Origin of the sequence: Embleya sp. AB8 (genome assembly GCF_049739465.1) — a bacterium.
Classification (GTDB): Bacteria; Actinomycetota; Actinomycetes; order Streptomycetales; family Streptomycetaceae; genus Embleya.
In genome coordinates this window covers 110,397-121,053 of sequence record NZ_JBMHHY010000035.1, presented here as the reverse complement: position 1 = coordinate 121,053, position 10,657 = coordinate 110,397, and the positions used below count along the sequence as shown (strand labels likewise).

9 protein-coding genes and 1 riboswitch are annotated in these 10,657 nt (G+C 70.7%); of the genes, 4 read left to right on the top strand and 5 right to left on the bottom strand.

Annotated elements, in window-relative coordinates:
* Positions 1 to 125 precede the first annotated feature (125 nt).
* Together ABIA38_RS38850 and ABIA38_RS38845 are read right to left on the bottom strand one after the other, a co-directional pair.
* Positions 126 to 668, bottom strand: a complete 543-nt coding sequence (locus tag ABIA38_RS38850; protein WP_424643673.1) for a hypothetical protein — start codon at positions 666 to 668, stop codon at positions 126 to 128.
* 76 nt (positions 669 to 744) lie between these two features.
* Positions 745 to 2,031, bottom strand: a complete 1,287-nt coding sequence (locus tag ABIA38_RS38845; RefSeq protein WP_424643672.1) for a PspC domain-containing protein — start codon at positions 2,029 to 2,031, stop codon at positions 745 to 747.
* 133 nt (positions 2,032 to 2,164) lie between these two features.
* Between ABIA38_RS38845 and ABIA38_RS38840 the strand changes: the two genes are divergently transcribed.
* Together ABIA38_RS38840 and ABIA38_RS38835 are read left to right on the top strand one after the other, a co-directional pair.
* On the top strand, positions 2,165 to 3,424 hold the full coding sequence (locus ABIA38_RS38840; protein WP_424643671.1) for a PspC domain-containing protein: 1,260 nt from the start codon (positions 2,165 to 2,167) through the stop codon (positions 3,422 to 3,424).
* Positions 3,421 to 4,098, top strand: coding sequence for a LuxR C-terminal-related transcriptional regulator (locus ABIA38_RS38835; protein ID WP_424643670.1), 678 nt, complete (start codon positions 3,421 to 3,423; stop codon positions 4,096 to 4,098). The genes ABIA38_RS38840 and ABIA38_RS38835 overlap by 4 nt, the downstream gene beginning before the upstream one ends.
* A 91-nt stretch (positions 4,099 to 4,189) precedes the next feature.
* Here the strand turns inward: ABIA38_RS38835 and ABIA38_RS38830 are convergent, their stop codons facing one another.
* Both ABIA38_RS38830 and ABIA38_RS38825 read right to left on the bottom strand, forming a co-directional pair.
* On the bottom strand, positions 4,190 to 5,167 hold the full coding sequence (locus tag ABIA38_RS38830) for an NlpC/P60 family protein (protein WP_424643677.1): 978 nt from the start codon (positions 5,165 to 5,167) through the stop codon (positions 4,190 to 4,192).
* A 151-nt stretch (positions 5,168 to 5,318) separates the two neighbouring features.
* Entirely contained in the window at positions 5,319 to 6,320 is a 1,002-nt protein-coding gene (locus tag ABIA38_RS38825) for an NlpC/P60 family protein (protein WP_424643676.1), read from the bottom strand.
* Between the two features lie 114 nt (positions 6,321 to 6,434).
* A riboswitch (cyclic di-AMP (ydaO/yuaA leader) is annotated at positions 6,435 to 6,564 on the bottom strand.
* A gap of 376 nt (positions 6,565 to 6,940) precedes the next feature.
* Between ABIA38_RS38825 and ABIA38_RS38820 the strand changes: the two genes are divergently transcribed.
* Positions 6,941 to 7,297 (top strand): hypothetical protein, encoded by a 357-nt coding sequence (locus tag ABIA38_RS38820; protein WP_424643669.1) that lies wholly within the window; start codon positions 6,941 to 6,943, stop codon positions 7,295 to 7,297.
* Positions 7,298 to 7,311: 14 nt separating this feature from the next.
* Here the strand turns inward: ABIA38_RS38820 and ABIA38_RS38815 are convergent, their stop codons facing one another.
* On the bottom strand, positions 7,312 to 8,034 hold the full coding sequence (locus ABIA38_RS38815) for a PIG-L deacetylase family protein (protein ID WP_424643668.1): 723 nt from the start codon (positions 8,032 to 8,034) through the stop codon (positions 7,312 to 7,314).
* A gap of 101 nt (positions 8,035 to 8,135) precedes the next feature.
* Between ABIA38_RS38815 and pcrA the strand changes: the two genes are divergently transcribed.
* Positions 8,136 to 10,652 carry a DNA helicase PcrA gene (gene pcrA / locus ABIA38_RS38810; RefSeq protein ID WP_424643667.1) on the top strand — a complete coding sequence of 839 codons (2,517 nt, stop codon included), beginning with the start codon at positions 8,136 to 8,138 and terminating at the stop codon, positions 10,650 to 10,652.
* Positions 10,653 to 10,657 lie beyond the last annotated feature (5 nt).

The following is a 10,657-nucleotide window of genomic DNA, read 5'->3' as shown; positions in this document are numbered from 1 at the left end:
CGGGCGCGGCGGGCGCGGCGGGCGCGGCGGGCGCGGCGGGCGCGGCGGGCGCGGCGGGCGCGGCGGGCGCGGCGGGCGCGGCGGGCGCGGCGGGCTGTTGCCCGCCTGCGCCCGCGCTTTGGCGGCTACTTGGTCAGGTCGACGGCGGGTGGCTCCTGGTCGGGATCGGTGTGGGGCTCGGCGGTCGGTTCGGGCTCGGGCGCAGCATCGACCATGGTGCTGACCTCGGTGTCGGGTTCCGGCTCGGGCGTAGCGTCGACCACCGTGATGACCTCGGTTTCGGGTTCGGGCTCGGTCCCGAGCGGGTGCCCGACCATCGTGTCGAACTCGGGCCCGATTCCTGCCTCGACCCCTGCCCCGGCTTCCGCGTCGAGGCGCCGCTCGATCGAGTCCTCGTGCGCCGCGTAGGCGGTGAAGTCGCCACCCGGCCCCTGCGGTGTCGGCGCCGACTCGACCTGCGCCGCGTCCACGCCGGACCTCGGCACCATCGACCACAGCGCCCCGGCGACACCCGCCACGCCCACCCCGATCGCCGCGGCGGCCAGGGACCACCCCGGGCTCACCGAGAGATGATCGTCCGCCCGCAACAGGTAGGCGATCGCGATGCCGGTGAACACCATCCCCGCGATCAGGGCCATCGGGTCGAACTCGTGCCTTTTCGTCCTCATCGGGATTCACCCTCCATCCGGGTCACGCCGTACGTCCGGGTCCTGCGCGGGCTCGCGGCCCGATCCGGCGGAGCGCTCATCGCGGCAACCGCCCGTTGTTCTCGTACAGCAGCTCCACCTGGCCCAGACCGACCTTCAGGTCCAGCGTGATCGTGCCGTGCTCGGGCAGCTCGATCGGGGCCACGCTCTCGGTCCGGTTCGGCCGATAGCCGTCGTCCCGCCCGACCGGCGTGCGCACGTCGCCGACGTCGGCGGCGCCCTTGAACTCCACCCGGACGTTCTTGGGCACCCACACCTGGATCCGCCCGGCGCCTACCCGGGCCTTGACGGTGGCCCGGCCGGTCGGCCCGAGGTCGAGCGTGCGCAGGTCGAGGTCCAGGTCGCCGCCGCCCAGGCGGTACGACGCGGGCAACGCCGCGACCGTGGTCGGGGTGTACGTCCGCTGACCCCAAGGCCCGTTCAGCGGCACGGTGATCGCGGTGAGCGCGGCAAGCAGCGCGGTCAGCGCGAGCGCGGGCAGGATCAGCAACCGGGCCCGGCCGAGCCGGGCGCCCGCGAGCAGGCCCAGGCCGAGGACCCCGAGCAGGATGGCGACCGCGACGGTGAACGTCACGTCCACCGCGCCGGTGCGATTGAGCACCCACAGCAGGCCACCGACCATCGTGGCCACGGACAGCGTGGCCAACGACACGTACGAGCGCGGACGTTTGGTCGAGGTGACCCGGACCGGCTTCGGCGGCCGCTTCTCGCCCTCGGGCTTCGAGCCGCCACCCGGCACCTGCCACCACATCGGCGGCCCCGGCACGGTGCCGGTGCCCGGTGCGGCGTCGACCTGCGCGGGAGCGCCCGCCATCACCGCGACCCCGGCCGGCCGGCCGGCGGCCTCCTGCTTCTTCTTCGTGTCGGACCACACCATGAACAACACCACGGCGGTGATCATCAGCAGCGGGATGGACGGACCGAAGCCCGAGTCCAGGTAGGTGAAGAACAAGGCGACCCCCATCACGGCCACCACGGTGGCGGCCGACGCCCCGTAGTCGAACTTCCCCGCGAGCACCCGACGCAGCACGGGCTGCTCCTCGCCACGGGCCGGGACCAGCAGCCAGCCCAGGCTGTACACCAGTACGCCCACCCCGCCGAAGAGCGACAACACCGCGAAGACGATGCGGAAGATCACCGGATCGAGGCCGAAGTGCTCACCGAGGCCGCCGCACACGCCGGAGACCATGCGGTCCTCGGTGCTGCGCAGCAGCTGCGGTCGAGTGGTCGTCGTCGTGGGCGCCGCGGACGACCCCGGAGGGCCGCCCGGGACGTCGCCGGCCCGGTCGCCGGCCGAGTCACCGGGTTTCATGTCGTCGTTCATGGGTCCATCGTGGCGTGCCCGCGATCGCGTTCCCATCGGGCTCGGCCCTGGTCGCCCCCTGGTTCGACCCTGAGGGGGAATCAGGGTCGGGCCCTGATGCGGCCGGACTTGCCGACGTGTGACGATCGGTCGTGTGACCGCCGTATATCCGCAAGCCGTGCCCACCCGGCCAGTGCCGCCGACTCCTCGGCTCCGCCGTGCCTCGTCGCACCGGCTCGCCGGCGGCGTCGCCCGCGGGCTGTCCGAACACCTCGGCGTCGAGGTGCTGCTGCTGCGGATCGCCTTCGTCGCGCTGGCCTTCTTCGCGGGGTTGGGGATCGCGCTCTACGCGGCCTTCTGGATCTTCGTACCGCAGGGCGAGGGCACCCAGGTCCCGCCGCCGCGCGAACGCGGCCGGGAGCGGCACCAGGCACTCGCGCTGATCATCGTGCTGATCGCGATGACCATGCTCACCGGCGTGGGCGCGACCACGAGCGGGACGAAGGTCGGCGACTGGATGTGGCCGCTGCTCGTGGCCGGCCCCGGGGTGATCATGCTGTGGCGTCAGGCCGACGAGTCGCAGCGGCAGCGCTGGTTCTCGCTGGACGGGCGCAGCCGGGTGGCGGGTTCGCTGCGCACCTTCGTCGGCGCCGCGCTGGTCCTGGCGGGCCTGATCTTCTTCTCCCTCGGCCGGGGCGGCATCGGCGACGCGTTGGCCGCGATGCGCGGGGCCGGTCTGCTGCTGGTCGGCCTGTTGGTCATCTTCGGCCCGTACCTGCTCCGGCAGACCCGCGAACTCGGCGCCGAGCGTCGGGCGCGGATCCGGGCCCAGGAGCGGGCCGAGGTGGCCGCACACGTGCACGACTCGGTGCTGCACACGCTGACCCTGATCCAGCGCCAGGTGGAGGACCCGCGCGAGGTGGCCCGGTTGGCCCGCGCGCAGGAGCGCGAGTTGCGCGCCTGGTTGTACCGACCGGACGGCGAGGAGCCGGACCGCACCTTCGCCGCCGCGCTGCGCTCGACCGCCGCCGAGGTGGAGGACGCGCACGGGGTGTCGATCGAGGTGGTCTGCGTGGGCGACTGTCCGGTGGACGACAAGCTGGCCGCGCTGGTCGCCGCCGCGCGCGAGGCGATGGTCAACGCGGCGAAGTACGCGGGCGGTGCGGCGATCTCGGTGTTCGGCGAGGCCGACGAGGACACGGTCACCGTGTTCGTCCGCGACCGCGGGCCCGGCTTCGACCCGGACTCGGTGCCTGCCGACCGGCTGGGTGTGCGAGAGTCCGTGTTCGGGCGCATGCGCCGCAACGGGGGCGCCGCGAACATCCGCAGCGAACCCGGCGAGGGCACCGAGGTCGAGCTGGAGATGCGCCGCGCCGACGCCGGCCGGTCCGCTGTGGGAAGGACGAACACGTGAACGCCACCGAGACGAGCACCGAGCAGCACGAGGGCCCGCCCCGCACCCGGGTGGTCCTGGTCGACGACCACCGGATGTTCCGTACCGGCGTGCGCGCCGAGATCGGCGAGGCGGTCGAGGTGGTCGGCGAGGCCGACGACGTGGCAAGCGCCGTGGCGGTGGTCACCGAGACGCGCCCCGAGGTGGTCCTGCTCGATGTGCACCTGCCCGGCGGGGGCGGGGTCGAGGTACTGCGCCAGTGCGCGCCGCTGATCCCGACGGTGCGCTTCCTGGCGCTGTCCGTGTCGGACGCCGCCGACGACGTGATCGGGGTGATCCGCGGCGGCGCCCGCGGCTATGTGACCAAGTCGATCACCGGTGAGGAGCTGATCCGCGCGATCGGCCGGGTCGGCGAGGGCGACGCGGTGTTCTCGCCGCGCCTGGCGGGCTTCGTGCTCGACGCGTTCGCGGCCACCGACGTACCGCCGATCGACGAGGACCTGGACCGGCTCACCCAGCGCGAGCGTGAGGTGTTGCGGCTGATCGCGCGCGGCTACGCGTACAAGGAGATCGCCCGCCGGCTGGTCATCTCGGTCAAGACGGTGGAGACCCATGTCTCCGCCGTACTGCGCAAGTTGCAACTGTCCAACCGGCACGAGCTGACCCGCTGGGCGACCGACCGGCGCCTGGTCTGAGCGCCGGGAAGCCGGGTACGACGACGGCGCCCGTTCCCGGAACCGATCCGGGAGCGGGCGCCGTCGAGGTCTGTGCGCGCGACCGGTGGGCCTAACCGGGTCGAATGGCCGCGTAGAACGGCATCGAGTCCATCGACGCGGTGGTCACGGTCTTGCCCGGGCGCGGAGCGTGCACGATCTGGCCGTTGCCGATGTACATGCCCACGTGCCGGTTGTCCGAGTAGAAGAACACCAGGTCGCCCGGCTTGAGCGCGTCCTTGGAGATCCGCGGACCGTCGTTGACCTGGGTCCAGGTGGTGCGGGTGAGCGAGACGCCCGCGGCCTTCCAGGATGCCTGGGTCAGGCCCGAGCAGTCGTAGGAGCCGGGACCCTCGGCGCCGGAGACGTACGGCTTGCCGATCTGGGCCATCGCGAACGCGATCGCGGCCTGCGCCCGACCGGAGACGGGCACGTTGGTCGCCGGCGGCGCGTCCGTCCGATCCCGCGAACTGCGGTCGCTGCCTCGCGTGTTGTCGTTCGCGTGCTCGTCCGAGTTGAGCACGTCCTGCTTCTGCTTCTCGGTGAGCGTGTTCAGCAGGCGGTTGGCCTCGGCCAACTTGCCCTGGATCTCCGTCTTGTTCTTGTTCAGCTCGGTGCGCAGCTTCTCCAACTCGGCGAGTTGCGAGGAGGCTTCCGTGCGGTCCTGCTGCAGGGCTCGGGCCTGGGCCGCGATCGCCTTCAGCTTGGCGGCCTGCTGACCGTCGAGCTGGGACATCATCTGCGACTTCTGCAGATAACCCTCGGGGTCACCGCTGAGCGCCAGCGACAGCGACGGCGGCAGCCCACCACTGCGGTACTGGTTGGCCGCGATCACACCGATCTGGTCACGCAACGCGTTCAGCGCCGCCTGTTCCTCGGTGATCCGGGCCTGCGTCTGATTCGCGGTCCCCTGCTGCTTGGTGATCTGCTCCTCGACGCCGTTCATCGCGTCGGTCGTCTTGATCACGTCACTGTGCAGCTGGTTGACGCGGTCCTTGGTCTGCTGGAAAGTCTGCGCCGGATCCGCACTCGCGCTACCGGCGAAAGTCATCACACCGGTCATCGTCGCGGCGGCCGTGACCACAGTCGCTGCGGTACGCACGGCGGTGCGCGGCTTGGGCTTTCGATGCTGCCCGGGTCGACGTTGGGACGCCACTGGTGGCGGGTCTCCTTCCTCGGCTGCTTGGCGGGATCGGTGGAGTCTAACCGGGACGAACGGCCGCGTAGAACGGCATCTCGCCGACCGGGGCCTTGGTTACGTTCTTGCCGGGGCGCGGGGCGTGGATTATCTGGCCGTTGCCGATGTAGATGCCCACGTGCGAGTTGTCCGAGTAGTAGAACACCAGATCGCCCGGCTGGAGCGCGTCCTTGGAGATTCGCGGACCGTCGTTGACCTGGTCCCAGGTGGTGCGGCTGAGCGAGACGTTCGCGGCCCGCCACGAGGCCTGGGTCAGGCCCGAGCAGTCGTAGGAGTCGGGGCCCACGCCGCGCGGCACGTACGGCTTGCCGATCTGGGCCGTCGCGAACGCTATCGCGGCCTGAGCCCGACCGGACACGGGCACGTTGGTCGCCGGCGGCGGCGTGTCCGTCTTGCCCCGCGAGCTGCGGTCGTTGGTCCGCGACGAGGTGTCGGTGGTGTTGGTGGTGTTGTTCGTGTGCTCGTTCGAGTCGAGCACGTCCTTCTTCTGCTGCTCGGTGAGCGTGTTCAGCAGTCGATTGGCCTCGGCGAGCTTGGCCTGGACGTCGGTCTTGTTCTTGTTCAGCTCGGTGCGCAGCTTCTCCAGCGCCGCGAGCTGCGACGACGCCTCGGTGCGGTCCTGCTGGAGCACTCGGGCCTGGGCCGCGATCGCCTTCAGCTTGGCGGCCTGCTGGCCGTCGAGCTGGGACATCATCTGCGACTTCTGTAGGAAACCCTCGGGGTCACCGCTGAGCGCGAGCGACAGCGACGGCGGCAGCCCACCACTGCGGTACTGGTTGGCCGCGATCACACCGATCTGGTCACGCAACGCGTTCAGCGCCGCCTGTTCCTCGGTGATCCGGGCCTGCGTCTGATTCGCGGTCCCCTGCTGCTTGGTGATCTGCTCCTCGACGCCGTTCATCGCGTCGGTCGTCTTGATCACGTCACTGTGCAGCTGGTTGACGCGGTCCTTGGTCTGCTGGAAAGTCTGCGCCGGATCCGCACTCGCGCTACCGGCGAAAGTCATCACACCGGTCATCGTCGCGGCGGCCGTGACCACAGTCGCTGCGGTACGCACGGCGGTGCGCGGCTTGGGCTTTCGATGCTGCCCGGGTCGACGTTGGGACGCCACTGGTGGCGGGTCTCCTTCCTCGGCCGCCTACCGGGTTAGCTGACGGGTTCGGGCGGAAGAAGGCGCCCTACGGTGCCGAAGCACCGATTCACCCCAGGGACTGCGAGGGTCCCCGGTTCCGGTTTCGCGCCCGATGACACGTGGTTGCCCACCGTCACCGGAACTCGTCCCCGAATTCGGCGGAGGCGATCGTGTCGGCCGGGTGGCCGACGTCGAGCCGATCGCCTGTCGCAGAACACTAGTCACAGCCGTGTCACGACCATCACCAATGCCCTCTGCATTACCAAAACTTTACCAAGGTCACCGTTTCCTTCTCCGCGTATCACGGGAAAAGCGATCGGATTCCCTAAAGTCGATCTTGCTGCGTTTTGGCGATATTTGGCGCATTCGACCCCTCGGCGAGCCACCGACCCGGCGCCGGCTAAGCTGCCCGGTGGTAGCGGCGGCAACAACGGCCCCAAGAGCACCGGCTCGTCCCGGCGCCGAGGCGATGGTCGACGAGGAGTTGTGACGACGTGGACGTGCTGCGCCAGATCCTGGTGGTCCTGCACATCGTGGGCATCGCCGCCCTGCTCGGCGGCGTCCTGACCCAGTTGTCCGCGCTGCGCACCGGCGAGGTGCGGATCGTGCCGGCGATGACCCACGGCGCGCTGACCATGCTGGTCACCGGCCTGGCCCTGGTCGGCGTGGATCGGCAGGGGCTGGACAAGGACCTGGACACCGCCAAGATCGCCACCAAGTTGGTCGTGCTCCTGGTGATCCTGGTCCTGGTCTGGGGCAACCGCGCCGCCGCCCGGGTGTCCGGGCGGGTGCTCGGCACGATCGGCCTGCTGACCGTGGCCAACATCGCCGTCGCGGTGATGTGGACCTGAGCACCCGGCGCGCCCTACCGGGTGTCGACCACCCGGAACACCTCGGCCATCCGCCCGGCGGCCAGACCGAACCGCCGGGCGTTGCCCTCGACCATCGCCGTCACCTGCGCGCGCAGCTCCGGCAGATGACTCGTCTGGCTGGCGTGCGACAACAGCGCGGCCATCTTCCGCTCGAATGCCGCCGTCACGTCGACCGCGTGGTCCGGCGCCGGCGTCGGCGACAACCACGTCTCCGCCACCGTCCACTCCGCGAGCCCCTCCGACGCCAGCAACTCCGGGTGCGCGAACGGGTTCCGGGCATCGGGATAGATCGCCCGCAGCGCCGCCTCGCCCGCCTCCAGGTGATCCGGGTGACTGGGCGCGAGCCGGGCCCAGTCCCGCTCCGGACTCGGGATCACCATCCGCTGCGGGCGCACCCGCCGGATCACCCGGGTGATGTCCCGGCGCAGCTCGAACGTGGCCGCCACACGCCCGTCCGGATGACCCAGCCAGTACAGCTCCCGCACCCCCACGTGCGCCGCCGCCGCGGTCTGCTCGGCCCGCCGGATCCCGCCGATCGCCGACCGCGGCACCGCCGGATCGAAGCCGCCCGCGTCCCCGTCGGTGACCAGGCAGTAGCTCACCTCGATGCCCGCGTCGGTCCACCCGGCGACCGTGCCCGCCGCCCCGTAGTCGATGTCGTCCGGGTGCGCGGCCAGCACGAGCACCCGCTCCACGTCGCGATCGTCCAGCACCATGTACGTACTCCCTCGATGGATCCTCGTCGGCGCCATGATCCCTGCCCCCACATCGAGGCCCGACCACGACTCGCCCACCACCCACCTAGACTCGGGGAACGATGAGCAGCCTCTTCGACGACATCCCCCTGCCCGGTTTCGACACCGCGGCCAAGCACTCCATCCCCGGCCCGGCGGACGAGATCCCGCTGCCGCCCGAGCCGGACGAGAACCACGTATACGGCCTCCCGGAGGACTATCCGGACGACCTGTACGAAGGGCAGTACGCACCGCCGCCCGAGCCGCGCGACGCCTACTACCGCAACGGCGCCCCGCGCCCGGTGGTGGACCCGGCGCGGCTCCTGGACGGGATGAACCCCCAGCAGCGCGCCGCGGTAGTACACGAGGGGTCCCCGCTGCTCATCGTGGCCGGCGCGGGCTCCGGGAAGACCCGGGTGCTGACCCACCGGATCGCCCACCTGCTGGCCGCCCGCGGGGTGCATCCCGGCGAGATCCTGGCGATCACCTTCACCAACAAGGCCGCCGCCGAGATGCGCGAGCGGGTCGAGGCGCTGGTCGGACCCCGTACCAAGGCCATGTGGGTGTCCACCTTCCACTCGGCCTGCGTGCGCATCCTGCGGCAGCAGTACAAGAAGCTCGGCATGAGCTCGTCGTTCTCCATCTACGACTCGGCCGACCAGCAGCGGCTGATGGCGATGGTCTGCCGCGATCTGGACCTGGATCCGAAGAAGTTCCCGCCGCGCAAGTTCAACGCGCAGGTGTCCAACCTCAAGAACGAGCTGATCGATCACGAGGACTTCGCGGCGAAGGCGATCAACGAGACCGAACGTATCCTCGCGCAGGCGTACACGATGTATCAGGAGCGGTTGCGCCAGGCCAACGCACTGGACTTCGACGACCTGATCATGACCACGGTGCATCTGCTCCAGGCGTTCCCGGACGTCGCCGAGCACTACCGGCGGCGCTTTCGGCACGTGCTGGTCGACGAGTACCAGGACACCAACCACGCGCAGTACACGCTGGTTCGCGAACTGGTCGGCGGCGCGGCCGGCTCTGCGCCCAAGCGCACGGTGGACGGCGACCTGGTCAACCCGGCCGCGGCCGGCCTCGCCGAGCTCGAACCGGCCGAGTTGTGCGTGGTGGGTGACGCGGACCAGTCGATCTACGCCTTCCGCGGCGCGACCATCCGCAACATCCTCGACTTCGAGGCCGACTACCCCAACGCCACCACGATCCTGCTCGAACAGAACTACCGCTCCACGCAGACCATCCTCAGCGCGGCCAACGCGGTGATCGAGCGCAACAGCAACCGGCGCGCGAAGAACCTGTGGACGGACGCCGGCGCGGGCACCCCGATCGTCGGCTACGTCGCCGACGACGAGCACGACGAGGCCCAGTTCGTCGCCGACGAGGTGGACCGACTCACCGACGCGGGCCAGACCAAGCCCGGCCAGGTCGCGGTGTTCTACCGGACCAACGCGCAGTCCCGGGTGTTCGAGGAGGTCTTCATCCGGGTCGGGCTGCCCTACAAGGTGGTCGGCGGCGTGCGCTTCTACGAGCGCCGCGAGGTCCGCGACGTGCTGGCCTACCTGCGGCTCCTGGCCAACCCGGACGACACCGTCTCGCTGCGCCGGATCCTCAACGTGCCCAAGCGCGGCATCGGCGACCGGGCCGAGGCGTGCCTGGACGTGCTCGCCGCCCGGGACCGGATCCCGTTCGGGCAGGCGCTGCGCCGCGCGGAGGACGCGCCGGGCCTGGCCAAGCGCTCGGCCAACGCGGTCAAGGGTTTCGTTCAGCTCCTGGACGACCTCACCGCGGTCGTGGACGGCGGCGCGGGTCCGGCCACGGTGCTCGAGGCGATCCTGGAACAGACCGGCTATCTGGCCGAGTTGCAGGCCTCCAGCGATCCGCAGGACGAGACCCGGATCGAGAACCTCCAGGAACTCGCGGCGGTGGCGCTGGAGTTCGAGCAGGCGCAGGCCCAGGCGGGCGGCGCCGGCACGCTCGCCGACTTCCTGGAGCGGGTCTCCCTGGTGGCCGACTCCGACCAGATCCCCACCGACGGCGAGGACGGCGGCGTGGTCACCCTGATGACCCTGCACACCGCCAAGGGCCTGGAATTCCCCACGGTGTTCCTGACCGGCCTGGAGGACGGCGTCTTCCCGCACATGCGCTCGCTCGGCGACGCGAAGGAGTTGGAGGAGGAGCGCCGGCTGGCCTACGTCGGCATCACCCGCGCCCGCGAGCGGCTCTACGTCACGCTGGCGAAGATGCGCAGCGCGTGGGGCGCGCCGTCGTACAACCCGCCATCTCGTTTCCTGGGCGAGTTGCCGGAGAAGCTGGTCGACTGGCGCGGCACCTCCCCGTCCGCGGCCAAGGCGCTGTCCGCGACCAAGTCGACGGTCGGCTCGCGCGGCGGCTTCGGCAAGGGGGCACAGATCAAGGAACGCCCGATCATCGCGCTGTCCCCGGGCGATCGGGTCACCCACGACAAGTTCGGCCTGGGTACGGTCGTGGCGACCGCGGAGACCGGCGACAAGGCCAAGGCGACGATCGACTTCGGCGCGGGCGGCGAGAAGACCCTGCTGCTGCGCTACGCGCCGGTACAGAAGTTGTAGCGCCG